This window comes from Bacillus sp. SYZHCR11 (assembly GCF_057196865.1).
In genome coordinates, this window is record NZ_JBXUND010000001.1 from 462043 (window position 1) to 487425 (window position 25383).

A 25383-nucleotide genomic window follows, 5' to 3' on the forward strand; every position below is an offset into this window, starting at 1 on the left:
TATTATATACGTTGGACAAAACCTCCGTTCATCTTGAAGAATAAAAACATCAAAACAACCTCTATCCTTTAACCTAAAAAAGTCTTTCTGTTCAAAGAGACGGAAAGCTTAAATGATAAAAATGAAACCCTTCTCCTTAGTTTTGTTTGATTTCCCAATTCAAGAATCCCCGAAAAAATTTGAATGTAACTGCTGTATCCATAAAAAAAGACTGCTGTTAAGCAGTCTTTTTTTCGTTTTATTTCGTGCCTGTTGATCCCAGTCCGCCGCGGTCATTGTTCCCGAGCTTGTCTACTTCGATCAGCTCCACTTCAGGCATTTTCTTCATGATTCTGAATTGGCAGATCCGCTCCCCCTTGGAAATGTCGGTATCCCGAAGCGCGAATGCAGGAAAAAACCAGAAGTCATTGTCGCCTTTATAAGATTCATCAATGACTCCCATTGAATTTGTCTGAATGATCCCGAAATGCTTATATGTACTTGAACGCGGAACGACATGGGCCTCGTATCCTTCCGGCAGTTCCATCGCAACTCCAAGCGGGATAAGTTTGAATTCATCTTTTTTGATTGTTATATGTTCAGCTGCCCGCAGGTCAATCCAATCGCCCTGTTCAATTTTACTGATTCTCGTTTGCGTATCATCTGAATATTTAATTCTGATTTGTAAAGTCATGTTCGCTGCTCCTTTTGCTTCCCTATTTCAGTCGTATTGATGACCAATCCGTGCCCCATTATACCATTTAACTGATAAGAATGCTGATTTTGGTGTATATGCAGCCGAAGAGGAAGCACGGCGAAGACAATGAGAATAAACCTAAAATGAGGACCCCTCCTATCAGTTTTTCCCTCCATTTTCACATGACAGTTTCAATTACAATAATGCAAAGCTATATGTCCGTTCTTTCAACAGAGCTTTTTTAAAATTTCGCCTCGGTTTCAAAAGGAATTTCGTTCTGAATAAAGAATTTGAAGAATAAGCGCTTAAAGGGCGCGCGATTCTTTTCTGTCACCTGCCTCAGGCGCTTATATCAAAAGAAAGAGGTGTCTTTAGAATGGTTCAATTTAAAAACTTTCCTGATCCGTCTTTAAACGCCCCATTGCAGTCTCGCCCTGCACAGCCCTCTGAATTGGAGCATCTCAAAGCAAGGATGCAGAATTTTATTAAGCATTCCGCAACGGATGATAATCTTGAGATCGCAGATGCCCGGGTGACGGCGGAAGGAATGGTCACCTCACTTTTAAAAGAACGGCTTGATACAGAATACGAAATGCTTATGAATAAAATCACCCGGGAAGTGAATGTGGAGGATTACGGAGCGGTCCCTGACGGCCGGGACAATACAGAAGCCTTTCGGAAAGCGATCGGGAACGGCCGGGTCAAAGTAAATGTTCCCGCAGGAGAATTTTTGGTTCAAGGGATAAAACTCCCCTCATGGACTACTATTTCCGGTGAGGGACAAGGGATTACCGTGCTTAAGCTTCATGAGGACACTCCCGCATACGAATGGGTCATTACTAACGATGATTACGAAAATGGAAACCGTAATATTTTTGTCCAGAACATGACTTTAGACTGGAATCCTGACCGTCAATGCGGAGTCAGGAACCCCGGAGGACAGTGTTCCAGCTGTTTAACGTTTGCTAATGTGCAATACGGCTGGATTAAGAATGTTGAAACGGTTAACGCGGGTCTGCATGGTATAGATATTACATCTCCGACTTACGATCATTTGCCTGAAACAGAATGGACGAAAGACGGCTGCCGTTATATATGGATTGATAACTGTGTGGCATACGGCGCCGGAGACGACGGCATTACCACCCATTACAGCGAATATATTTTCATTTCCAACTGCCATTCCGGAAACCCCCGCGGCACAGAGCATGCTGAGGGCAGCGCAAACTCGAACGGCATTGAAATTGACGACGGCTCTAAACATGTGTGGCTTTTAAATAACTATACGAGCGGAAATATCCGCGGGATTGAGGTAAAGGCGCACAGCCTGTGGCCGGCTTCTCAAAATGTTCATATTATCGGTCATGTTTCGTATCGTGATGTACGTTCATTTGATATTCGTCATATCGGCCATCATCAGGCCTCAGACCCCGAAAGCACGACGGCTTATGATGTTACTTTAACCGATTGCACCGCGATTGAACCGGTATTCAATGCCCTCTATGACGGTGTGACCCCGAGGGCGCTGGTCATCTCTGCCTATAAAAACGTCAATGTAAACGGATTCACAGCTATTGGTGATCCATCATACGACTATGGCGGGAACCCAGTCGTGGCTCTTCAATACCGCAGTCAAAATATTACGATCAACGGCATTAAAATACGCGGCTTTACACAAGCCGGGGTTGACATCAATATATCCGGCGGATCTAATAAAACCGATCATGTTAAAATTTTAAATTTTGATATATACAAGTCTTCTCCTAAAGGCATCTCAATCGGCGGAGGCCAATATAACGTAAATATTATGAACGGTACGATGATCGGAGACGGCGGTTCCGTCGGAATTACGTCCCCTAACAGTCAGGCTGTCATTCTCGGGGTGCAAGCTGAAGGTTACAGCGCGGCCGCATCTATAAAAGGACAGACTTATGAGCAGATCCCCGTCAATTTAAAGGGAGGCGCACAGCTCGCGACCAGCTCCGGTTTTGCATTCAACCCGACAAGCGCCGTTATTGCGGGAACAGGCGATATTACGGCCAGAGGTGACAGAAATGCGATCATCAGCTCTTCCGGAGGTTCAAGTTCCGAAGGTTCAAGGGCATTTATCGCCGCTTCAAACAATGTCCATATTACGGGCGGCAAAGTCTCCAGAACGATTCTGTCATCAGAAAGCATTACATTGGAAGAACCATACACGGTTGCCGGAGGGCATCAGTCCATCAAATGGAAACTGGATTCAGCGGGCGGCCACGGTACGTTCGCCGGAGCTGTCACCTCTTCCCTGTCAGGGTACGGAGAATATTTTGAAAGTGTAACCGGCCAGACGATTCCCGCCGGGACGATCGTCACAGTGAAAGGCGAAAAAATTGAACCGGCTCACGTCGGAGATTACATGCTCGGCGTCATTTCAGAAACAGCCGCTTTTATCTCAGGAGCCGCAAGCTTCGGATGGCAAAGCCGCTTTTTGACAAATGAGTTCGGCGGTTTCATATACGAAAATGTGACTGACGAAGAAACAGGAGAAACGGTACGCGTACCGAAACAAAACCCGGACTGCAGTCCGGCTCTTGAAGCTGACTATGAAGCACGCGCGGCCAGAGACGAATGGCATATTGTCGGACTCAACGGCCGGCATTACGTACGGGTCGACAGTACGGTCAGCCCGGGAGATTATATCACGGCTCATAACGGAATCGGGACTAAAGCCGCGGAAGGCTGGAAGGTATTGAAACTGACGGCCTTATACAGCGCTGAAAAAGGGTACGGCATTGCAATTGCGGTTATCAAATAGGATCTCAATATCAGGATCATCTTCTCTCTTTTCTATCGGGCGGGTATGATTCTGTTTTTTATACCGAATGAGATGCCTCTTTTTCAGCATACCGTTTCATTTGTCCAAGCCATCCATGCTTTCTGTCATAGAATACTACCGTCAGATGAAAAAAGGAGGAATATGAGTATGAGTATGGATATGGGTATGGATATGAACGGACATTATGATCACCAGCCAAAGCAGCCTAAACAAAAGAAGAAAAAGAAGAAACAAGATAAAAAGCATCTTGATTATGATTACATCGTTGTTTATAAAAGAAAATGCAAAAAATGCTGCTGACTTGACATATCAACACTTTTTACACCCGGTAAATCCCGGGTGTTTTTCTTATTATGACGTTTCTCCGGGCTATTTTCACCCAAAATCCGGTCATCCTATCACAATACATAAAAAGACTCTATTATTTTCTTCCCTTTTCGCCTGATTAAAAGTATTTCATTTACAGAAAACAACATAAATAGAATGACATGACTTTTGAGAAAATCTGCTCTTTGCTTGGTCAATTTTTCTGCGATACCATGAATTTGCAACAATTTTTAAAAATTTCCTCAGGAGGTCATAGACATGAAAATCGCCAGAACAATAGTCGGATCATGCTTAGCTTTATCTCTAACAATTCCTTTCACAGCCAGTGCCTCAGCAGCCAGTCAGTCTGAACACCCGAATGCGCCTCACGTTTCACCCGTTGCAAATCCGTTAGAAAGTAAATTATCCCAAACAGCAGGCCAAAACGTAAAAGCAGCAGGTGTTGATGCCGGGCTGAACGTAAACGTAGATGTTCTCGGAATTTCAGATCGCATTGCTGAAGCGGTTAAGTCAGATCAAAACCGAACCGGCTGGGTAAAAAATGTCATGGAAACAACATTTTACGCATCAGGACAGAAGTACAACGTCATGGTGTTCAATTTAAATCAAGAATATGAAGACCGCTTTAACGGCGTTCAATTTTACGGATCAGCCGTTTATGACGGCATTACTTACGGAATCTGGGTCTTCGAAGACGGTTCCTTTGATAACAAAGGAGACGGGGGCTGGATCAATTGGGCATTCAGAGGATGGTTCGATCGTGATAATCAGCATATTGAATTCCACAGACCTTAATTCAGAGAAAACTTGCGGCAGCGCCCGCAAGTTTTTATTTTGATAACGAGATACTGTACATTTTTCACCGTTATAACGACTATACTTGAAGTGCGGGCTCCGATCGCAGCCCCGGTAAAGTCTTTCAAAGTGAGGGTATGCCATGTCAAAGTCTTTAAAAATAGTGTTGTGGAGCATATTGGTTTTCATTATCTTGTTAGTGATGATCGGAATCGTTTCTTACAATCAAACTCCGTCTGCAGAAAGCGCAGCAAAAAGAATGCTTTACAGCGTCTAATCAATTTTAAGCCTTCATCGGCTTTTTTTATTTACCGCAGAACACTTGAAGTTCTTCTGTTTAGATCGTTACGTTCCCATTCGGAATGGAGTATACGCGTATATCACCAGGCAGTCCGTTTTGATACATGGTTCCGATTATGCCTTTCGCATCTTTTTTCTCTATTCCTCATCACATCCACTTTTTTCATGCTGCTGCTCTTGAAACCAACCAATCATTTCTTCAGCCTGTTCCGTTGAATCAAAAGGTTCCAATCCTAATAGCGTGTTACATTTTCATTTTTAAAAAAACAAGCCAACTGCGCACCCTCTTCGCAACTTCTCAATGTATGAGCCTATCCGTTTCTATTACAGGAAGCAGTACGATTCCTCCTTTTACTCATTTTAACGGATGGCCATGTAAAGGAAATATAGACTAAAAAACCTTTTTTCAAAAAGTAAACTAGCATCCCTATCAAACTTTTCATTTCGGCATAGTATGTATTAATCCTCTTTAGGAGGTGAGATTATATGGGATTCTCAGGTGGTTATGGTAGCTCCTTTGCGTTAATCGTGGTGCTATTCATTTTATTAATCATCGTTGGGGCTTCTTTCCTCGGCGGTTATTAAGAATCCTCTTACCTCCGCATCCATGTCAGCAGCACCTCCATGATCGTACGGCGCCATAAATGAAATGTTTATGGCGCTCTGCTGTTTTTCCCCTTTTCATTCACACATTAAAACTAAAAAGATCGGCCGATGAACATGCAGCCGATCAGTAATTCATAGATTATTGTGTAAGGTTTACATCGATGACGTTATAGAAGGCATTGGAAGTATCCGCAACGTCCCATACCCCCAAAATGACATGATACCCGCTTCGATCAGTCGGCACAAAAATCTTATGAGTCAGATTCGTATCTGCCTTGGAACCGTCGTGGTTTACCGTTCCGATTAATTCGAATTCATCTCTTGACAAAGGTTTATTCGGATTCCAGTTTTTCTTGGTGATATAATAGTGCCACTTTGATGTCGCATGAGGAGCCGTGTAGTACCAAGTAAAGGTGTTAAAACCGCCGCGGATGTTTTGTTTTACCCAATAATCTGCAGTCTGCTTGTCTAAACCGAAGTCAATTTGTCCCGATCCCCCATTTGCAGACGCAATTCTTCCATCCGGCGGACCTGCAGCCGGAAATCCTTTCGGCCCTTCTACAGACTGAGGATTATCAATGACGGAGCCATATTTCTGCGCAGCGGCCGTCCAGCCCAATGTTTGTTTCTCTAAAGCTCCCATGTACGCTCTGCTGACGGGCTCTTTTATATACCCGTGCGCAGATGCATCACTTGAATAGAAAGCGCCTCCAATCCCAAGAGTAACAGTTAAAACTGCAGCTTTGACCAAACCCTTCATTACTGCATCATCCTCCCTTTTTTGTTAATAAAATCCCTTTCGGTATATACACTTCACGATAGAGGATGAAATGACCTTCCTTTTCTTGATAGGAAAAAGCAATGAGGTTCGCGCTTTCCCCTTTGTTTTTTATAATCATAAAGAAAAAGCCGGGCCGATTCTGTTTTCGAATCCGCGATTGCCAAAAACCGGCCCGCCCCTTATGCTCAGAACTTCATTCGCTGGATTTGCGGGTTTCTTTTCGGATAACCGGTGCTACTTCCGCTGCTAATCGTTCGATGTTTTCCGCGGCTTTTTTAAACGGCATACCTCCTATATCGATTTGCGCGAGAAATCGCTGATGCCCGAACAACTCATATTGATGCATGATTTTTTCAATGATCTGCTGTGAACTTCCCACAAATAAAGCTGTTTCTTTTCCGGACGCCCGCTCAAAATCTTCCTTCGTTAAAGGCTCATCGATCCCGTGATATGAATGAACGTGAGACCAGTAATTTGAATGATACGGGTAAAATTCTTGTATTGCCTGTTCATTCGTTTTTGAAATGAACATATGTCCGGTCACGGCAACCTTCACATTTTCCGGAGGATGATCGGCTTTAGAAGCCGTTTCCCGGTATTTGTCAACAAGCGGCTTAGATGACATCGGATCACCGCTCAGTACAGCCAATGCCAAACCCGCACCTGCACGCCCGGCTCGTTCTGCGCTTTCCGGAGTCCCCGAAACACCTAACCATAGCGGAATGCTTCCGCAAAAAGGCCGAGGAGAAATTTCTGCCTCGCGCAGCGGCGGCCGGTAACGTCCTTTCCAGGTAACCGATTCTTCCCCGGAATTTAATTTTAAAAAAAGGTCAATGTGTTCTTCAAACAGTTCTTTATAATGGCCTACGTCATAACCGAAAAGAGGAAACGAGTCTAAAAATGCGCCCCGTCCCGCAATGATTTCCGCCCGGCCGTCTGAAATCAGATCAAGCGTTGCAAAATCCTCAAATAAACGGACGGGATCTGCGGTGGATAATACAGTCGTGGCACTGGTCAGCTTAATATTTTCAGTAATCTGTGAAATCGCTGATAAGATGGCCGGCGGCGAAGATACCGCATAATCAAGACGATGATGCTCGCCTACCCCGAATACATCAAGCCCTGCGTCGTCAGCCAGTTTCGCCAGCTTCATCAATTCATCTATCCGCTGCTTTGCGCTGACTGTTTTCCCTGTCAGAGGATCGGGATATAATTCTGCAAATGAATAAATTCCAATTTCCATACAATCACGGTGTTCAGCCCTCACATTTCTCTCCTCCTGCACTGTGTAAAAAAGCTTTTATGTTATTCTATTCAGCCGTTTTATAAATAGGAATTTATTCAAAATAAATACAGAAGCTTAACATGCAGAAGGCCGGTATGAGAGGAAAAAAAGTTTCCGGCGCCCTTCAATTCTGCCCATTATACTCATGCAGCCGGACTAGGCAAGAACAAAGCCGGCACAAGCGGCTTCGAATTCATGTGTTCGTTTTTTCAGTCCAATTCAATCCAATCGTGATATTGATCATAAAGCTTTCCTATTCTTCCGGCATCAAGAGCGATGACTTCACACCCTCTGTCATCATATAGAAAGAAAATAATATCTTTTGTCATATTCACAAAGAAAACATCGGGATACCCAACGGAACAGCCCCCGAACCTTGGCTTCAGCGGAAAATCTTCGTGGACGGCTGCCTTAAGTAATTGGGGAATACGCAGATCTTTCCGTTTACATAATAAAGAAAACTGCTGCATTTCATATTCTTCTGCATCATCTTCTTCAAACGGACAGGGGCAGGTCTTCACCTGGATCCGATATAAATCATCCTTACACTTCAGAAACGGCTGATAAACCTTTAATTTTCTCGGGTGATTACCTTGAGTTTTGTGCTTATATACGTTGGCAACAAGGAACATGTCATCGCTATGTTCAAACAGTTCATTGAAAAGTGCGGCGGTTTGATGATGAACAAGCTGAAAATACTCAAGATTCAAAGCACCGCTTTCATTAAATTGATACATATTGCCGCCGAGAGAAAAATGAAGTCCCACGTCCCATTGATGATAAATGCCGGGCACTAATTTTAAAGTCGGAAACCTTTCCTTCAGATAATCATTTATTTTCATTCAAACATCTCACTTTCCGTTTCCCGCTCCAGAGACAGAAGAAGCCGAAAACATTCCGCTTATTTCTTTTTCACCCTTGTAATATTATTCCGATTGGAATACAATGAAATAGAACACTGTGAACCCCATTGATCAGGGTGGATGCTGGTCACATTCATCCTGATCCTTTCTTTTACACAAGATCGCACCAACTTTGATCCCCTCCGTTTCCAACCTTATACATATATTTCAATGGTATTATTTTCTTATACATAAGCATCAAGAGGTGTCAGCTTTGAACAACATCAGAAGATGAAGAGCATATTTCCGGTCTCACCGCAAAATGGGTCTTGACTCTGAACTGCTTTTCACATTTTGATTATCAAGCGCTTCTTTAAATTCATCAAAATGAATTGAACATTGCTGATTCAAATTACTTCCTGCACCTTCTGTCGCTAAACTGCAAAATGTCCGTCACAATCATCCTCTCTCTAATTTTACAACATTGCTATAATGATTTTCATGTTTTTCCCAACCTTCAAGCTGAATCTTTTTGATCGTTACTAGGTAACCTAATGAAGTATTTAACTTAAAAAAACCTGCTTTCAGCAGGGTTTTTTCGGTAAAGGGGAGATTATTTCCCCACAAATTCTATTAACTATGTTTTTGTTTTAACCATTCTTTCTTTAGCAATGCGTATTGGTAAGTGTTTTCATATTTAGGTGTTCCATCCTCGTGGGCAGTAAATGAAATAAATTCAAGAAAATAACCTTCTTTACGCATTCCTAATCTCTCACATAGTTTTTGTGACCTGCAGTTATCATCTTCAACATATGCATAAAGCCTTCTTGCTTCTTTTTGCATAAAGAGATACTCAAAGAAAGCCTTCGCACTTTCACTTGCGTATCCCGCCCCTTCAAAACGGGCATTGAAATTCCAACAAACGGAATAGGTATCTGGCTCTTCTTTTAAATAAAATAGTTCTCCGACTAGATCATTACTGTCTTTTAAACAAACTGCAATATAAGAGTCATCTCGGCTTCTTTTTTGAACGTTTACGGCAGCTTCTTCTAACGTAGATATTCTGTCATCAAGAAAACAATTCACTCTCGGATGTGCCGAATATTCCAACAGACCTTGTGCATCTCTTTCGGTAAAATTTCTTAAAATTAAGCGATGGGTTTCAATTTTTTGCATTTGCAGTCTCCTGTTTCATTGTTATCGACCTTTGAAAAGAACTTCTTCGTTTGTTGAAGAACTTATCACAATCTATTTTTACTATAATGATGGGTGTTATCATCTTTGTCAAAAACAATAATCATTCATTTGCCGCCCGCAATGTAAAGTACTGAACAATTTTCGTGAAAAACCCTCAGTATCGAATATAAAAACGAGCAATAGTAATAAAACAAAGTTAAGCCATTAAAAGCTTATTGAGTTTTTTTTCAAACTTATTTACGCTCATCATCTCATGAGTGAGAAATGTCCCATTATAAAACACGCTGAAAGTCGTCCAAACTGCCGGGGATTTTTGCGCCATATCTTTTGACGATATTCGCCGGGCCTGAAAATGAAGTCCTTTCTTTTCAGTCAGTTTCTTTAAATCCTTTAACACTCCGACTGCAAATGGGCATTGAGCTGTATAAAATATTGTGATTCCCTCATCATTAACGGAATTACTTTTCACCTGTTTTTTAAATACAGGAGGATGTGCATGTTCATTCCACGTCAGTGACATCAACTGAAAATAGGGTTCTGCCTCATCTTGTACAGCAAATCCCATATGCTCGAAGAAATGCTTATCACTTAAATAAGGGAGTTTTTTCTTCCCCACTATATGAACTATCCCATCCATACCGCGGGATTTTGCATCTGACACACATTTTTCTAACAAGTGTTTCGCATGTCCGTTATTCTTATATTTACCTGAGACCCAAAGACAATTAATAAACATAAAATGAGGTGCGCTTACCGGGACCCACGCTTCTTCTGCAGGTAAATATTCAATAAAAACTTTGGCCCGTTCGTTTAGGCGGTAGAACACCAAGCCATCACTCATCCGATCTTTGAGCCAGCTCTTCTTTTCATTTACCGCATCCTCATATTGCTTCGTACCTAATGCACAGCAAATATGATTGTCATCAATATTGTCCCTGGTCAACTCAATGTATTCCATTTTTCCTCACCCGCTTTCTTTTGGAAACATCAGCTTTACTTCCGGTGAACATTGTAATTTCTCAGAAATATAGAGTCCCAGAACCAATATATGAACGCAGCAGCAATGCTCATTATGTAATAAATAAAACTTCTGAAAACTGCGAAATCAATTGGCGGATTATCTATGTGCCAGAACAAGAACACAGCAAAAAAAGCGACTGTTGTATAAATGAAAAGATGAACCAAACTAAAGTTTTTAGGCTTCTTTCTTAGCCATAGTTGCACAGGAACAGCAAACAAAAAGTAAGTAATCAATGCGTAAAAAGCAATGATTACTACAGTAACCAATGCAATTGGCACAAAACCCGAGTATACAAACATATATAGTCCGAAAATCAAACCATACGACAAACTTGAAAAAGCCAATGTGTAGGTATAGCTCTTTAATCTTGTTGAATTCAGCTTCAAGTCACCGCCCCGTTCATTTACTTCGCACTTACAATATCGTAGTTTTATTGTCTATTTGTCTGTTTTAATCACTATTTGACATTCAATTTTATAATCTGTTTCTCCTGTTTCAATCTTTGTATCATCGCGGTTAACTTTATATTTCCCTCCATACAAACTTGCTGATATCGGGTGCCTTATACCACTCTTTAACTGATCGTAAATGTATTTCTTGCCTTCTTGAAAATTCTTTCGAGGAACATGTCCTACTTTGCAATCATTTACATAGACAGCTATAGCTTCCGGATCGTACTTGTTGTTCTCTTCTAACCGCAATTCACAATTTGAGAAAAGGGAATTATGATAAATAAATATCGGCTCATCAAAAGTTGATTCTAGAATCTCTTTATTTGTCATACCATCATATTTTTCATCGAAGAAAAAGCTGTCTTCATCCTCAGTCTTGATGGCTTTCTTAATATCTTTTTGATAGTGTGATGTTCCTGCAACCTTAAAGTCTATATACTCGAAAAATGCAGACTTTTCTTCATATTTCCTTGAGAAGCCTGTCTCTTGAATCAAGATTGGGAAATTTTCTTTTTTCGATACCATCTCTGTTTCGTTATTAACGCCAACAGTGTTCATATTATTATTTTTATTCTCATTTTGTTCATTTTTAACTTTGTTCTTGAAAAAGTTGAGTATACCCAAATGTACCCCTCCATTTGAAATAAAAGATTGGTTTAATCAAAAAACTCATCATCAATAAAATCATTTTCTCTTGCAAGTTTATTCGAATCCTTTTTAAAAAACCTTTGCTTCAATTTTTCTTTAACTGTTAATTTTTTGTTTTTGTCCTGGCATATATGACATATATAATCTCCGTTGTTTGATAAATGAATAAGTAATTTATCGACACCTGACCTTTTGCAGATACACATCCTGTGCTGACCATCACTAAACGAAATATGACCGCAAGCATTTACGCTTGCATATATTCCTGAATGTTTTTTATGCATGTCCGGTTTTATGTAGTGCGCAGCCAATCTTCTGCATTTTAATGCATATTCATGCTCTTCGCCTTCTAAAGCATTAAATTCCTTATCAGTTAAATCTAAGGAGCACTTTCCTGTTCTAACTTTATAACAGTCATGTTTACTTAGCCTAAAATAAAAAGAATGTTTCGTAGGATTTATTAACTGATCCAACCTGATCCCCTTCTCTTTAAAAGAATGATTTTATGCAACTCCTTAAAATTTGTATTTCGTTACTTTTATTGTAACTTTAGTATACTATGATTACTTTTATATTATCAGTATACCCATAAAAAAGGTCAAGGAAATACCTTGACTGTGTATCGCTCACCAATCTGCATCCGGCTCATCGTGTTCGAATCCGTGAAATCCACACATCTCCGCAGCCTGCTCCTTTTGTGATCAATAAGTAATGATTTATGTTTGCATCACCATTCACCTTATCAGCCGAGCTCAAGTTCAAATGATTACCCGTGAAATTCTTTTCACTAAGGGTAAAATCATATCCTGCCGGTGTAATTCTCTGCAGTGCAAGTCAAATATCTATAGAAAGATTATGACCACAAATTCAAAGCATTCAGTGCATTTGGAGATGACAACCCCCCATTTAAAACACCCTTCGGATGACAAATCATCCATAGAATCCTCCCTGCATAGCTCCCTCAATTTTTGTAGAGACACTTGTCCGCAAAAATGTAAGGGTTTTCAAAAGAAGAGTCGTGTGCTAAATTGTAAGATAAGTAAAAATTTTCTGCGAATATTTGAAAGGGGTGTATGATTTGAAAGCAGTAGTAGCAACGAAAGACAAAAGTATAGAGATCGTACAAAAAGAATTACGTCCTTTGCGGCATGGTGAAGCCAAAGTTAAGATGGAATACTGCGGTGTATGTCATACTGACTTGCATGTTAAAAATGCTGATTTCGGGGATGTTACAGGCATCACTTTAGGTCATGAGGGAATAGGCATTGTAACTGAGATTGGTGAAGGCGTAACAAGTTTGAAAAAGGGAGACCGCGTCTCTATTGCCTGGATGTTTGAAAGCTGCGGCCGCTGCGAATATTGCTTAACAGGCCGTGAAACCTTGTGCCGGGATGTAAAAAATGCCGGCTATACAGTTGACGGCGCAATGGCTGAAGAAGCAATCGTAGCAGTTGATTATGCAATAAAGGTGCCGGAAAACTTAGACCCTGCAGCAGCAAGCAGCATTACTTGTGCAGGTGTAACAACTTATAAAGCCGTTAAAGTCAGTGAAATTAAGCCAGGTCAATGGATCGGTGTATTTGGAGTCGGCGGTTTAGGCAACTTGGCTGTTCAATATGCAAAAAATGTCTTTAACGCTAAAGTAATTGCTTTCGACATTAGCGATGAAAAATTGAATTTTGCTAAGAGCTTAGGCGCTGATGCGGTTGTAAACAGTTTAAACGAAGACCCCGTCGCTAAAGCAAAAGAAGTGACTAACGATTTAGGGCTTGATGCAGTGGTCATCACGGCTGTCTCTAAAACCCCTTTCAATCAAGCGATTGATGTTGTAAAAGCAGGAGCTCGCGTAGTCGCCGTCGGTTTACCGGTGGACAAAATGGATTTAGATATTCCCCGTCTCGTGTTAGATGGAATTCAGGTAGTAGGTTCATTAGTGGGTACCAGAGAAGACCTGAAGGAAGCTTTTCAATTTGCTGCAGACGGTAAAGTTGTACCTAAAGTGACAAAACGCCCGATTGAAGATGTGAATGATATTTTTGAAGAAATGGAGCAAGGCAAAGTGACCGGCCGCATGGTTATCGATTTTACTTCCTAATCATTAAGGCTGCCGGGAATGATACGGCAGCCTTTGATCTCTATTCTTGCTCTGCGCCCCACCCAGACTGAATGAGACTTTGTCATTTAGTTCAGAAAAGAAGCTCTACAGACCATTCAGCGGTTATTCATTTTGCAAGTACTCTCTGAACTAACCCTGATACCAATATAATGCAAGGTCATTCATTGCCGAAGCGTAGCCCTGCTGTCTTAACATAGTTGTTATGCTGCCCCGATGATAAGTTCCGTGATTGGCAACATGGAATAAAATTTCTGAGTAAGCAGTTTCTCTGTAACCTAACCAAGGATTATTTAAGTTCATTTTTTGTTCTAAATCTGTTTGGCTATTCATCCATTCTTCAAACTGTGAAGCCAGTTCTTCATAAGACGCCGCAAATTCATCTGCAGAATATAAATGAGCTCTTTCCGCATAAGCCACAGAACCTTCCAATGCTTCCTGCATGTCTATTCCTTTAAGCACTTGCAGCCACATAACATCCACCGCGCAGATGTGACTGAACGTTTGAGCAATTGTAGGATATGAACTGTGAACCTCTTCATAAAGGACATTACTTGGTAATTCCTTTATTCTTTCTAATAACGCTTTATTCGCCCACACATGATACTGATACATATTTTTCGCATGGTTCATTTAACATCTCTCCTTTAAAGTTGATACTTGTGATTATAAAAAAAGATATATGACAGCAGATTGTCATACATCTTTATAAATTTTCATTATTTTTTCGGCTTCATCCATTAAAATTGATTGCAGTTCCAGCGGTTTTATAATTTTAGCGCCACTGCCAAAGCTCAAAAGAATTGATTTAAGCCATCCGGCATGCTGAGGCCGATACACAGAGATTGTAAACGTCATACTTCCATCTCTGTTCATGACTTTTGAAGCGTTCTGAAATTGATCTAATACTTTAGCTATGGAATTAGGATTAACCCAAATGACTACATCCGCAAACCCTCCTAGGTCGGATTCTGAATAAGATGGTTCATCTTTCACTTTGTGACTGCGCAAAAACTCTTCTTGAGTAAGCGTTATATTCATCATACGTGATACTCTAAATTCTCTATCATCTTGACGTTCTCTGCAGAAGCCATATACATACCAATTACGAAACTTATAATGAAGGTGGATAGGTTCTACTTCACGTGATGTAAATTCATTTTTATTACTGACATAATCAAAGCGTACTGCCTTTTTTTCCTGTATAGCTTTTCGCAGCCGGATTAATGAATTCGGTTCTGTTCTAAGGCTTTCCAAGTTAACATACAAAGTCCCGCTGTTTTCGCTTGTATCCAGAGATTTTAATCTATCTATCGTGTGTTCAACTTCTTTATCTTCAAAAACACTCGACAAACTGCTTAATACTGTAATTAAATTCAATACATCATGAGAACCGATTAAACTTTTATCAAATTTGTATCCTCTCATTATCCCAAAACCGCCGTTAGCCCCTTGGTATGAAACGACTGGTATTCCAGCTGTACAAATCGCTTCGATGTCTCTATAAATTGTCCGCGTTGATACTTGAAATTCATCAGCTAAACTGGAAGCAGATAAAATTTCATTATGTAAGAGCTTGAAAATGATTGATAACAAACGTTCTAATTTCAATTCTCAATTCCTTTCCTTATTAGGGTTGAAAGTGCTCTTTTTACTCTGACACATTTATGCCGTTCACCTCCTGTCACTTCAAGATACCACGCAGAAAGCTTAATTTTTCCACCCAACCGCATAATACGCGAATTACCATATACTTTGTGACCCTGATAAACCCTTCTATCGCTTCATCTGATATTCAATAAAACGCCTGTTCTCTACACTGAGTAATTTGAATAAATATGGTAAAATTCTTAAAAACAAGGGAGTGTTGTTACATATGAGTCTTATCATTTTAGCATCCACGCTTTTATGGGGTGCAGTGATCCACGAGCTAAACAAACCTTCAAAAAAGCAAAGTAAACGAAAAATGATCCCTTTGGTATCCCTCAGTTCTTTATCTACTTTAATCATCACAATTTCGCTTTTTTCTAATTTAATTGGTTGATATTTGTTATGAGGAACCCCCCCAGAGGTTCCTCATAACACTAAAAACCTACTCACTGCACTTTTTACAGCAGACCTTATCAGAGTGTTTGCTTAACACTTTGTCCATTCTCCCCACAGGCATTTTCTTCTCACTCGGAAGTGTAAGATAAGCTGTTATCTCATCCCCTGATTTTAATGTTTTTCCGCAGATAGAGCATTTTAACTCAGTATTAAAGAAATTTTTCAATCCCATTCAAAAGCCTCCTTATTTACCTTTATAAAGTAATACGTTAATGCTTTATAAAAGTTTCAGGTTAAAGAAATGCTCCTTGCCCGGGAATTTACTTTCTTCCAGTTGTTACGTACCCGCACAGGGTTAACAATCGTCTTGTTCTTTAACTCACAGTGAGAAGATCGCCTTGTAAAACATTAGCGTAAAATCATCTTCATGCATTGACCAGTTTACTGCAGTGTATAGATTGTTAATTTGTGACATTTATTTGTCCTCTTTAAATTTTTTCTTCTTCTCTCAACTTGAAAAAGAAGGAATTATTTTATAAATATTGTAAATTTATAACTGTATCACATTCACTATTAAGAGGAGGAATACGAATGAAAAAGAAAATTATTGCCGGCGCTCTTGCTTTTGGGTTAATTCCGCTAATGGGGGCTGCAGATGTTTCTGCAAAATCTTTGCCGAATCAAGATAAAGTCATGAAACCTGCCGGTTGGTCATGTGACGCTCCGTATATTGCGTGTCAGCCTTTTTCTGGCGGTACCGGTAAGATTTCATTCAACTATCAAGGCAGCTCTCCAGGAAAAATCAGAGTTTTTGTAGCGAATGACGGCAGCAAATCTTTCAAATTCACCATTAATTATCCTAATGGAAATACACTCTTATCCTCTACGACATTAAATGCGGGGAAAACGTTCATTCAAGAATTCAGCGTTAACCAAAAAGGAGAATACATCCTGAAATATGATAGCGGCACCGGTGATAGTGTCGATGGTTTCTTTAGATCTGTTGAGATCTAAATTCCGTTAGGAAAGTCGGCAGTTTTGCCGACTTTCTTTTCCAAGCATTCTGCAGAAATAAAAGTAAAGTGTCGAATAAACATATGACCTTTTTGAAACGGAAACTTTATCTGCACCACAAACCCGCAAGCAGCCTCCTTGTATCGTACCTTCTGTCCCTTTGTGATTTGTTTTGATTTGTCGTATACTGCGCTTGCCCGGGAAATGATGAATATTTTCGTTAACTATAATTTCCCTGTACCTCTTCGTATGTGGCTCTGCATGATGAAGTAACTTCATGGCTCACCACTTTCATACACAGTTTTATTGCATGTTGAGCCATATCCCTCCTCTTTAAACAGCAACCCGTCCCATCCATTTCTCTCTTTCCATTATTTCATATTCTTAGAAGCTCTTCATTTTAGACTTAATATCCATTTTTTCTTATTTAGACTTAAATCTATGTCGAAATTTATCGTCCGGCATATTATGTACTATCCTAACAACAGGAGGTGGCAATAATATGGGGAACTACGGTGGAAATTACGGTGGAAGTTCTTTCGTATTGATCGTTGTGCTGTTCATTTTGTTAATCATTGTAGGTGCTGCATTCCTTTTCTAGCACATTGACGATTTATATTCGTCTCCCAAACATTGCATCCCTTAGTTCGGACAGACGCCATAAGAAGTTTTATGGCGTCTTTACTTTTTAAAAAAATCTATCTAAGATAAACATTTTTTATTTTCACTCTGGTAAGCGGGAGAGTTTTCTCCCCTGCCTGCGCCAATATTGCCGCTATGAAGAATAAGGCGAACAATTCAATTCAGAATAAAGACTTGTTCATGAACAAAACCCCTAAATAGTTGTTAAAAAACTAAGGCGTTTTTAATTCATCAGGATTACAGAGGTTGTGAACTTAAAAAGGATATTACTCACCTTTATAAAATTGTCATCGTTAGATTTAGCCACTGAATCTTTTTTGTAAGGGTTCGCCCACAAAATGCGGTGTTCTCACATTAAATCATTTTCACATAAAAAAACCGGATTCCTCTTCTAAAAGGTTCCGGCTTTTCTTTTTGTTCGGTATTTGTCAGTTAAAATGCGGGAAATATCTGGTGACGTGCTGCACACACCCGCTATTATAATATTTCAATAGAGCCTTCTGTTCCATGAACGCGGATTCGCTGCCCATCTTTTATCAATTGGGTTGCATTTTCAACTCCAACAACTGCAGGTAAGCCGTATTCACGCGCGATAACCGCTCCATGGGTCATCAGTCCGCCAACTTCAGTGACCAGGCCTTTTATGGACACAAACAATGGTGTCCAGCTGGGATCAGTATAGGGGGTAACTAATATATCCCCATCTTCCAAATCGGCATCTTCCATGTTTAAAATAACCCGTGCCCTGCCCTCTATGACTCCCGAGGAAACGGGCAGCCCGGCAATCGCTCCGGCCGGGAGATTTTCTCGTTTGTACTCGCCTGTAACGATTTCACCGTCAGACGTGATAACACGCGGCGGAGATAGTTTTTCATATACTTTGTACTCGCCTTTTCGTGTGCTGATGATTTGGTAATCCAATTCATTTGTGCGTACGACTTCCTGAAGTTCTTCAAAAGTGAGATAGTATATGTCTTCTTTTTCATGAATAACCCCCGCTTTTGCGAGTTGTTCGGCTTCTTTCAGTAAAGCCTGCTTATAAACGAAGTAGCGGCTGATCATGCCGTATTTTGGATATTCTCTGAATCCGCTGAAGTTCCGGATGATTTGGATCATTCGTTTAGTTTCTCTGGCTTTTTGTTCACCATCCGGTAATTGCTTCAATCGGTCTAATAACTCTTGTTCTTTCTTCAACGCCTCCTGCCGCCCTTGCTCAAATTTCCGCTGGCTGGCATTTGGCTCAAAGTTTTTGAGATTATTAAGAATCATAGGGACAAGTGCAATTGGTTTTTCGCTCCATCGAGTTCTTGTGATATCAATTTCTCCGGCACATCGCATTCCGTACTTGTTGAGATAAGCATAGATAGCGTCATGGGTTTCCCGCCCGCCTTCAAACTTCACCAGCCCATCCAAAAAGTGATCATCTTTTACATTCTCTAAATAGGCAATTACTTCTGGATAAGGACGGATCACATCGGCGACGTCCAATAGCGCAAGCCCCATTTCTGAAGTAATATTATGGGGTACAGATTGAGAAAGCGTATCTGCTGCGTTTTTTTCACCTAACCACTCGTTCATTTTTTCGTTAATCCATGATGAAGCATCCATTGCAGTTCGAATCAGCACCGAACTTTTTGGATTAAATAAAATATTCTTTAATTCCTGGATATCTTCCAAAATAAAACGAAATAAATCAGATCCTGATTTCGTCTGGATGTTTTGTTTTAACTCTTCTATCGATGCCTGACTGCTCTTAATCAAATCAGAAACAATTGCAGGATCGTTTTCAGCTTGATCCGGCATATCTGCATTGCCTTTGCCGGGAATCGGCGCCGTTTTATCATGTATCGGTTTAATGAAATCATCTCGCTCTATTATGGTCATAAGTGCGTCTTTTAAGAGCGGATCGTGCTGCCCCATACCTTTTAAGAAAACTTCTCTGACATTAGGGGATGCCAGTTGATGTGTGACATCGACAAATAGCCTTCCGCCGGCTTTACGCATGGGTGCAGCAGTCGTCAACAGAAAAAAAGACAATCCAAGGGGTTTTATGGGATCCGTCATCATTTGCTGATGACCGACAGAGATATAGACGTGATTTTCTTGATCGTTCGCTTCAGGAACGGGGTATAACGTTGTGATCGGACGACTTTGGACAATATAAAAAGTATCGCGGTCCAAACACCATTCGATATCTTGCGGCTGGCCGAAATGAGCTTCGATCTGTCTCCCGATACGTGCCAGCTGTAAAATTTGTTCATCAGTCAGTGTTTGAATCTTTTGCTGATCAAGATCGATCTCCCGTGTTTCCGTTCCGCCTTCTCTTCGTTCATAGACAGCCTTTTTTTTGGTTTCTATTCTCTTATCGACGATTTTCCCGTCCTGTACTTTATAACAATCGGCAGATACTAAGCCGGAGACCAGTGCTTCACCAAGTCCAAAACCGGCATCGATGGACAGCAGCTTTCGGTTTCCGTTCATCGGATCAGCGGTAAATAAAATCCCCGAAGCCTGAGGGAACACCATCCTTTGGATGATAACAGATAAATAAACTTGGCTGTGACCAAACCCATTTTGCATACGGTAAATGACCGCGCGATCCGTAAATAGGGACGCCCAACATTTACTGATATGCTGCAAGATCGCATCGACGCCGGTAATATTTAAATAGGTGTCTTGTTGACCGGCAAAAGAGGCATGCGGTAAATCCTCAGCTGTCGCACTAGAACGTACGGCATAGGCATGTTCTTCGCCGAACCGGGAGAGATGGCAAGCGACTGCTTTGACTACATCTGAAGGAATTTCTGCTTCCATAATGGTTTGCCGGATTTTTTTGCTGACTTCACCAATTTGATCCCGATTCTCCGCTTTCAGCATGGTCAGTTGACCCAACAGCGCTTGTAACGTTTCGTTTTGTTCAATGGCTTTTCGATATCCGGCGGTTGTGACACAAAATCCTTCCGGTACTTGTATTCCTTGAATTTTTGATAATTCCCCTAAATGTAACCCTTTTCCTCCAACGAGCAAAGGCTGTGTTTTTTCAATTTCGTGAATGCCGAGAACCAAAGAACTCATTCTATATCTCCCCTTCAAAAAAATTTGACAAGAGCTTTTCAGCATGATATAATCATAATATAAGATGGATAACTATGACTTTTCACACAGAAAGCGCGCGTGTTCTGATTATATCACCGTGTCTGTTTTTGTGCAATATAAAAAGAACCTGGCCAATTTGGCGAGGTTCTTTCTTCATTTTCTAAGGAACTCCTGAAGTTGAGTGATACCTGTGACCTCCTGAAAATTAGGTTTGTCTAAAGCTCTTTAAAGCTGTATTGAGATCTTTTGTGTGAACGTAAATGTTTTTATACAACTCGAATAGTGTTTTATATTTTTGAACATTTTGTTCTTTTGGATAAAATGCAGCTGCTTCATGAATGAACTGCTCTGCACATTCTTCAAGAGAGTCAAACCACCCGCTTCCGAAGGCAGCTAACATCGCAGCTCCCATGGCCGGACCTTGTTCATTTTCTAACTTAACCACCCTCGTATTGAAAATATCAGCCTGCATTTGAAGCCACGTTTCATTTTTAGCTCCCCCGCCAATAGAGACAACCGTATCAACTGATTTTCCCGCTTCGCGGAATAGCTCAATTGATTCATATAAAGAGAATGTGATGCCTTCCATTATCGCCCTCAAAAAGTGCTCTCTTTTATGGGCTCCGTCCATTCCGATCAAGCTTCCCCGAATAGATGAATCAGCATGCGGCGTTCTTTCACCGACTAAGTAAGGAGTGTACAGCAGTCCATTTGCTCCTATCGGAACAGATTCCACCCCCCGCAATAATTGTTCAAACGATTCGTTCGGCGCAAACGTTCTTTTAAACCAGTCCAAGCTGTACCCTGCAGCGAGCGTGACCCCCATCGTATAAAAAGAATCCTTTTTTCCATGATTAAAAAAGTGCACTTTCCCTTTAAAATCTCTTTCTTTGTCTTCTTCACAGGAAAGTATGACTCCTGACGTCCCGATACTGCATAATGTTTTTCCGGAAGAAAGAATACCGGCTCCGACAGCACCGCAAGCATTATCTGCTCCCCCAGCGTACACTTTTGTTTTTTCGAGCAGCCCTGTCTTCGCCGCAACGCTCGGAAGCAGCGATCCTACACAGGCATGGGATTCAACCAGCGGAGGACAAATTTCCGCTGAAATACCAAATTGATTGCAAATCTCATCGCTCCACTCTTTGCGGGTCATATGTAAAAGTAACGTTCCCGCCGCATCGGAGTATTCGGTGTGAATGGCGCCAGTCATGCGGAATCTCACATAGTCTTTCGGAAGCAGAAAAACAGCGGTTTTGTTAAAAAGTTCAGGCTCATGTTCCTTCACCCATAACATTTTAGGTAATGTAAACCCTTCAAGGACACGATTTTTTGTGATATCAAGCAGATGATCGCCAAATGTCTCGGTTATCCTGCTGCATTGAGGCGTCGTTCTGGTATCATTCCAAAGAATCGCATGACGCAGCACCCGCCGATCTTGGTCAAGCAGTACTAATCCATGCATTTGTCCTGAATAGCTAATCCCGTCAATATCCCCGGCTTGAACGTTGGATATCGAAATCAATTCAGCCAACGCTTCAATTGTTTGCTGCACCCAGTCTTCAGGATTTTGCTCACTATATCCCGCCTTCTCTTGGATGAGCGGGTAACTTTTGGACGTTTCTGCACAAACCTTGCCGTTTTGATTGACTAAAATGGTTTTAACAGCACTCGTTCCAAGGTCTATTCCAATGACATACTTCATTTTTTCACTCCTTCCTCTCTAAATAGATTTCCGTTGAAATGACCCGCCATAACAGTAACTTCATGACGGGCCATTCCGGGAACTTGGCTGCCTGCATCTTTTATGGCGGGATCTGGAGCTTCTTTTTTCATTTGGTTATACCTGTAAAATGTATTGGTTTAATATCGCTTTTAGCCGTTCCTGTCTCCCTGATTCGTTTTTAATTGGCTGATTGTTCAGCGCATATTGCTCAAGTGTCTTAAAATCAGCTCTTCCTTCTGCAATTTCAAGACCAATCCCTTCAGTAAAGCTGCGGTAACGGTGTTGAATCACATCTTCAAACACACGATCTTCGATTAATTTGTGGGCGGCTTTCAACCCTCTTGCAAATGTATCCATCCCTGCAACATGGGCATATAGTAAATCATCAGGCTCAAAAGAAGATCTCCTGACCTTTGCGTCAAAGTTTAATCCCCCGCTTCCAAGACCGCCATTTTGCAGGATTTCGTACATTGCTAATGTCGCAGAATATAAATCTGTCGGAAATTCATCTGTGTCCCATCCTAAAAGCGGATCACCCTGATTCGCGTCAACAGAGCCGAGAAGGCCATGCACTCTCGCCATGCGTAATTCATGTTCGAATGTATGCCCGGCTAATGTGGCATGATTGGCTTCGAGATTTAATTTAAAATGATTGTCTAAGCCGTATTGCTTTAAAAAGGCAATGGTTGTTGCTGCGTCCGTATCATATTGATGGGTGGTCGGCTCTTTTGGTTTTGGTTCAATCAAAAACTGCCCTGTATACCCGATTTCCTTCGCATAATCCACTGCCATATGCATAAATCTGGCCATATTATCAAGCTCAAATTTTAAATCGGTATTTAACAAAGTTTCGTACCCTTCACGTCCGCCCCAAAATACATAGTTCTCGGCGCCAAGCTCTTTTGCGGTTTCTAATCCTTTTTTTACTTGGGCTGCGGCATACGCAAATACATCTGCATTACAAGAAGTCGCCGCACCATGCACAAAACGGGGATTCGTGAACATATTTGCAGTATTCCATAATAGCTTAACGCCGCTGGTTCTCATGTAGTCTTTTATCATGTCCACGATTATATCCAGATTTTGATTTGTCTCTTTTAACGTACTTCCTTCCGGTGCGATATCCCGGTCATGGAAAGCAAAAAATGGCGCATCCAGTTTTTCAAACAGCTCAAACGCTGCTTCTACTCTCGCTCTCGCCAGATCCATGCCTTTATAGTGATCCCACGGTCTCTGCATCGTAGCTGCGCCAAACATGTCTGTGCCGTCAGCGGTAAATGTATGCCAATAGGCAATAGAAAATCGCAAATGCTCTTTCATCGTTTTTCCGCCAATTACTTCTTGAGAATTATAGTATTTAAATGCTAAAGGATTCGTGGATTCTTTCCCTTCGTAAATCACTTTGTTTACGCTTTCAAAATAGTTAACTGAACCGGAATGAGAGTGAGCCATGTGTGATTTCCCCCTTAAAAATAAATTCTAAACTTGATGATTCGAATACAGATGATTTTATGTCATGTTATATATTAGTTTGTTGCCTAAACAAACTAACTTATTTTCATCTTATATAACCTCATCAGTATTTTCAATATTTTTTTTAGTTTTTTACGAACACATTAGATATAATAAAGGTTGGATTCGCTATGTAGCGTTTCGCACGATAAACACAGAACGTTCAACTTAATTTAAAGATTATACAAACGGAGTGGATGAAGTGGATATCGCTGATCAAGCCTTTGTCAAAAAAGTTAACCAAAAGTTATTACTAAACGAAATACTTAAGAATGCTCCTATTTCAAGAGCAAAATTATCTGAAATGACCGGATTAAATAAATCGACTGTTTCATCACAGGTAAACACATTAATGAAAGAAAATCTTGTATTTGAAATCGGTCAGGGACAATCAAGCGGCGGCAGAAGACCTGTCATGCTTGTTTTTAATAGAAAAGCAGGATACTCCGTAGGAATAGATGTAGGTGTGGATTATATTAACGGCATTTTAACCGACCTTGAAGGGACAATTGTTCTTGATCAACACCACCATTTGGAATGCAGCTCTTCTGAAATAACGAAAGATATTTTAATTGAGATGATTCTTCACTTTATTGCAAATATGCCGCAATCTCCGTACGGGCTTATTGGTATAGGCATATGCGTTCCCGGGTTAATTGATAAAAATCAAAAAATTGTTTTCGCTCCGAACTCCAACTGGAGAGATATTGACTTAAAATCTTTCATCCAAGAGAAGTTCAATGTGCCTGTTTTTATTGAAAATGAGGCAAATGCCGGCGCATATGGAGAAAAAGTATTCGGCGCTGCAAAAAATCACGATAACATGATTTATGCAAGTATCGGTACAGGGATAGGAATCGGCGTTATTATAAACAATGATTTATACAGAGGGGTTGGCGGATTCTCTGGAGAAATGGGACATATGACAATAGACTTTAATGGTCCGAAATGCAGTTGCGGAAACCGAGGCTGCTGGGAATTGTATGCTTCCGAAAAGGCTTTATTAACATCTCTTCAGACGATAGAGAAAAAAGTGTCCACTCAAGATATCATAGACCTCGCCCATCTGAATGATATTGAAACTTTACATGCGTTACAGAATTTTGGATTCTATTTAGGGATAGGCCTGACCAATATTTTAAATACATTCAATCCGCAAGCCATCATTTTAAGAAACAGCATCATCGAATCGCATCCTATGGTTTTACATTCAATTAAAAGCGAAGTATCGTCCAGGGTTTATTCCCACCTAGACAATAGCTATGAATTATTACCATCTATCCTAGGAAAAAACGCACCGGCATTGGGAATGTCCTCTATTGTGATTGATCATTTTCTCGACATGGTTCATAACTGAAATGTACAAACTTCTATGTTTTACGCTCATCTTTAAAGATGGGTTTTTTGTTTTGTTATTTTCATCCTGAATGGGAGCATTTCTGACGTGTTTTTCCACACAGGCATTTTCTAATATGAAAAAGGAGTTCCA

The 25383-nt window shown here is 40.8% G+C and carries 24 protein-coding genes; 8 read left to right on the forward strand and 16 right to left on the reverse strand.

Annotated elements, in window-relative coordinates; translation table 11 throughout:
- Positions 1-238 precede the first annotated feature (238 nt).
- Positions 239-673 (reverse strand): dUTP diphosphatase, encoded by a 435-nt coding sequence (locus tag AC2CGA_RS02145; RefSeq protein WP_349686174.1) that lies wholly within the window; start codon positions 671-673, stop codon positions 239-241.
- A gap of 379 nt (positions 674-1052) precedes the next feature.
- Between AC2CGA_RS02145 and AC2CGA_RS02150 the strand changes: the two genes are divergently transcribed.
- The 4 genes from AC2CGA_RS02150 (at position 1053) to AC2CGA_RS02165 (ending at position 5498) form a co-directional block, all read left to right on the forward strand.
- Positions 1053-3470: a peptidase G2 autoproteolytic cleavage domain-containing protein gene (locus AC2CGA_RS02150; protein ID WP_024085349.1), complete on the forward strand. Its 2418-nt coding sequence runs from the start codon at positions 1053-1055 to the stop codon at positions 3468-3470.
- Between the two features lie 168 nt (positions 3471-3638).
- Positions 3639-3791, forward strand: a complete 153-nt coding sequence (locus AC2CGA_RS02155; protein WP_015388185.1) for a hypothetical protein — start codon at positions 3639-3641, stop codon at positions 3789-3791.
- Between the two features lie 285 nt (positions 3792-4076).
- Entirely contained in the window at positions 4077-4613 is a 537-nt protein-coding gene (locus AC2CGA_RS02160; protein WP_069448758.1) for a stress protein, read from the forward strand.
- A 786-nt stretch (positions 4614-5399) separates the two neighbouring features.
- The gene (locus AC2CGA_RS02165; RefSeq protein ID WP_003154022.1) at positions 5400-5498 is read left to right on the forward strand and encodes a YjcZ family sporulation protein; all 99 of its coding nucleotides are present in this window, start codon (positions 5400-5402) and stop codon (positions 5496-5498) included.
- Positions 5499-5658: 160 nt separating this feature from the next.
- Here the strand turns inward: AC2CGA_RS02165 and AC2CGA_RS02170 are convergent, their stop codons facing one another.
- From AC2CGA_RS02170 to AC2CGA_RS02205, 8 genes are all read right to left on the reverse strand, one after another.
- A complete protein-coding gene (locus tag AC2CGA_RS02170; protein WP_003154023.1) occupies positions 5659-6279 on the reverse strand; it encodes a lytic polysaccharide monooxygenase auxiliary activity family 9 protein in 621 nt (206 codons plus the stop codon).
- A 214-nt stretch (positions 6280-6493) separates the two neighbouring features.
- Complete coding sequence (locus AC2CGA_RS02175; protein WP_349686173.1) at positions 6494-7567, reverse strand: LLM class flavin-dependent oxidoreductase; 1074 nt, start codon at positions 7565-7567, stop codon at positions 6494-6496.
- Positions 7568-7794: 227 nt separating this feature from the next.
- Positions 7795-8427 carry a DUF3885 domain-containing protein gene (locus AC2CGA_RS02180; protein ID WP_063174846.1) on the reverse strand — a complete coding sequence of 211 codons (633 nt, stop codon included), beginning with the start codon at positions 8425-8427 and terminating at the stop codon, positions 7795-7797.
- Positions 8428-9060: 633 nt separating this feature from the next.
- Entirely contained in the window at positions 9061-9603 is a 543-nt protein-coding gene (locus tag AC2CGA_RS02185; protein WP_003154031.1) for a GNAT family N-acetyltransferase, read from the reverse strand.
- A gap of 217 nt (positions 9604-9820) precedes the next feature.
- Positions 9821-10582 carry an N-acetyltransferase gene (locus tag AC2CGA_RS02190; protein WP_015388189.1) on the reverse strand — a complete coding sequence of 254 codons (762 nt, stop codon included), beginning with the start codon at positions 10580-10582 and terminating at the stop codon, positions 9821-9823.
- 35 nt (positions 10583-10617) lie between these two features.
- Positions 10618-11031: a UPF0715 family protein gene (locus AC2CGA_RS02195; protein ID WP_021734126.1), complete on the reverse strand. Its 414-nt coding sequence runs from the start codon at positions 11029-11031 to the stop codon at positions 10618-10620.
- 51 nt (positions 11032-11082) lie between these two features.
- A complete protein-coding gene (locus AC2CGA_RS02200; RefSeq protein ID WP_015388191.1) occupies positions 11083-11721 on the reverse strand; it encodes an HIRAN domain-containing protein in 639 nt (212 codons plus the stop codon).
- A gap of 32 nt (positions 11722-11753) precedes the next feature.
- Positions 11754-12218 carry a hypothetical protein gene (locus tag AC2CGA_RS02205; RefSeq protein WP_015388192.1) on the reverse strand — a complete coding sequence of 155 codons (465 nt, stop codon included), beginning with the start codon at positions 12216-12218 and terminating at the stop codon, positions 11754-11756.
- Between the two features lie 605 nt (positions 12219-12823).
- On the opposite strand from AC2CGA_RS02205, the gene adhP reads away from it, so the two are divergent.
- Complete coding sequence (gene adhP, locus AC2CGA_RS02210; protein WP_003154034.1) at positions 12824-13840, forward strand: alcohol dehydrogenase AdhP; 1017 nt, start codon at positions 12824-12826, stop codon at positions 13838-13840.
- 150 nt (positions 13841-13990) lie between these two features.
- On the opposite strand, the gene AC2CGA_RS02215 is transcribed toward adhP, so the two are convergent.
- The 3 genes from AC2CGA_RS02215 to AC2CGA_RS02225 all read right to left on the reverse strand — a co-directional run bounded on the left by AC2CGA_RS02215 (position 13991) and on the right by AC2CGA_RS02225 (position 16136).
- Positions 13991-14491: a DinB family protein gene (locus tag AC2CGA_RS02215; protein ID WP_014305055.1), complete on the reverse strand. Its 501-nt coding sequence runs from the start codon at positions 14489-14491 to the stop codon at positions 13991-13993.
- Between the two features lie 63 nt (positions 14492-14554).
- Complete coding sequence (locus AC2CGA_RS02220) at positions 14555-15469, reverse strand: helix-turn-helix transcriptional regulator (protein WP_015388193.1); 915 nt, start codon at positions 15467-15469, stop codon at positions 14555-14557.
- Between the two features lie 481 nt (positions 15470-15950).
- The gene (locus tag AC2CGA_RS02225; RefSeq protein WP_003154035.1) at positions 15951-16136 is read right to left on the reverse strand and encodes a hypothetical protein; all 186 of its coding nucleotides are present in this window, start codon (positions 16134-16136) and stop codon (positions 15951-15953) included.
- A gap of 359 nt (positions 16137-16495) precedes the next feature.
- Here AC2CGA_RS02225 and AC2CGA_RS02230 point away from each other — a divergent pair, with 359 nt between their 5' ends.
- Positions 16496-16918, forward strand: coding sequence for a hypothetical protein (locus AC2CGA_RS02230; RefSeq protein ID WP_003154036.1), 423 nt, complete (start codon positions 16496-16498; stop codon positions 16916-16918).
- 502 nt (positions 16919-17420) lie between these two features.
- A complete protein-coding gene (locus tag AC2CGA_RS02235; RefSeq protein WP_003154037.1) occupies positions 17421-17519 on the forward strand; it encodes a YjcZ family sporulation protein in 99 nt (32 codons plus the stop codon).
- Positions 17520-18037: 518 nt separating this feature from the next.
- On the opposite strand, the gene ppsA is transcribed toward AC2CGA_RS02235, so the two are convergent.
- The 4 genes from ppsA to xylA all read right to left on the reverse strand — a co-directional run bounded on the left by ppsA (position 18038) and on the right by xylA (position 23834).
- Positions 18038-20635: a phosphoenolpyruvate synthase gene (gene ppsA / locus AC2CGA_RS02240; RefSeq protein ID WP_015388194.1), complete on the reverse strand. Its 2598-nt coding sequence runs from the start codon at positions 20633-20635 to the stop codon at positions 18038-18040.
- Positions 20636-20861: 226 nt separating this feature from the next.
- On the reverse strand, positions 20862-22361 hold the full coding sequence (gene xylB / locus AC2CGA_RS02245; RefSeq protein ID WP_058906040.1) for a xylulokinase: 1500 nt from the start codon (positions 22359-22361) through the stop codon (positions 20862-20864).
- Positions 22358-22492, reverse strand: a complete 135-nt coding sequence (locus tag AC2CGA_RS02250; RefSeq protein ID WP_257645406.1) for a hypothetical protein — start codon at positions 22490-22492, stop codon at positions 22358-22360. Before AC2CGA_RS02250 ends, xylB begins: the two co-directional genes overlap by 4 nt.
- A 4-nt stretch (positions 22493-22496) precedes the next feature.
- Entirely contained in the window at positions 22497-23834 is a 1338-nt protein-coding gene (xylA, locus tag AC2CGA_RS02255) for a xylose isomerase (RefSeq protein ID WP_024085337.1), read from the reverse strand.
- A 262-nt stretch (positions 23835-24096) separates the two neighbouring features.
- Between xylA and xylR the strand changes: the two genes are divergently transcribed.
- Positions 24097-25251, forward strand: a complete 1155-nt coding sequence (gene xylR, locus AC2CGA_RS02260; protein WP_024085336.1) for a transcriptional repressor XylR — start codon at positions 24097-24099, stop codon at positions 25249-25251.
- Positions 25252-25383 lie beyond the last annotated feature (132 nt).

What these genes read in the sequence shown, in the direction of transcription:
- AC2CGA_RS02215 (WP_014305055.1), bottom strand. Translation starts at nt 14,491, where the DNA reads ATGAACCATGCGAAAAATATGTATCAGTATCATGTGTGGGCGAATAAA.
- AC2CGA_RS02145 (WP_349686174.1), bottom strand. Translation starts at nt 673, where the DNA reads ATGACTTTACAAATCAGAATTAAATATTCAGATGATACGCAAACGAGA.
- AC2CGA_RS02235 (WP_003154037.1), top strand. Translation starts at nt 17,421, where the DNA reads ATGGGGAACTACGGTGGAAATTACGGTGGAAGTTCTTTCGTATTGATC.
- AC2CGA_RS02160 (WP_069448758.1), top strand. Translation starts at nt 4,077, where the DNA reads ATGAAAATCGCCAGAACAATAGTCGGATCATGCTTAGCTTTATCTCTA.
- xylA (WP_024085337.1), bottom strand. Translation starts at nt 23,834, where the DNA reads ATGGCTCACTCTCATTCCGGTTCAGTTAACTATTTTGAAAGCGTAAAC.
- AC2CGA_RS02165 (WP_003154022.1), top strand. Translation starts at nt 5,400, where the DNA reads ATGGGATTCTCAGGTGGTTATGGTAGCTCCTTTGCGTTAATCGTGGTG.
- AC2CGA_RS02155 (WP_015388185.1), top strand. Translation starts at nt 3,639, where the DNA reads ATGAGTATGGATATGGGTATGGATATGAACGGACATTATGATCACCAG.
- AC2CGA_RS02180 (WP_063174846.1), bottom strand. Translation starts at nt 8,427, where the DNA reads ATGAAAATAAATGATTATCTGAAGGAAAGGTTTCCGACTTTAAAATTA.
- ppsA (WP_015388194.1), bottom strand. Translation starts at nt 20,635, where the DNA reads ATGAGTTCTTTGGTTCTCGGCATTCACGAAATTGAAAAAACACAGCCT.
- AC2CGA_RS02185 (WP_003154031.1), bottom strand. Translation starts at nt 9,603, where the DNA reads ATGCAAAAAATTGAAACCCATCGCTTAATTTTAAGAAATTTTACCGAA.
- AC2CGA_RS02170 (WP_003154023.1), bottom strand. Translation starts at nt 6,279, where the DNA reads ATGAAGGGTTTGGTCAAAGCTGCAGTTTTAACTGTTACTCTTGGGATT.
- AC2CGA_RS02150 (WP_024085349.1), top strand. Translation starts at nt 1,053, where the DNA reads ATGGTTCAATTTAAAAACTTTCCTGATCCGTCTTTAAACGCCCCATTG.
- xylB (WP_058906040.1), bottom strand. Translation starts at nt 22,361, where the DNA reads ATGAAGTATGTCATTGGAATAGACCTTGGAACGAGTGCTGTTAAAACC.
- AC2CGA_RS02250 (WP_257645406.1), bottom strand. Translation starts at nt 22,492, where the DNA reads ATGAAAAAAGAAGCTCCAGATCCCGCCATAAAAGATGCAGGCAGCCAA.
- AC2CGA_RS02230 (WP_003154036.1), top strand. Translation starts at nt 16,496, where the DNA reads ATGAAAAAGAAAATTATTGCCGGCGCTCTTGCTTTTGGGTTAATTCCG.
- AC2CGA_RS02225 (WP_003154035.1), bottom strand. Translation starts at nt 16,136, where the DNA reads ATGGGATTGAAAAATTTCTTTAATACTGAGTTAAAATGCTCTATCTGC.
- AC2CGA_RS02190 (WP_015388189.1), bottom strand. Translation starts at nt 10,582, where the DNA reads ATGGAATACATTGAGTTGACCAGGGACAATATTGATGACAATCATATT.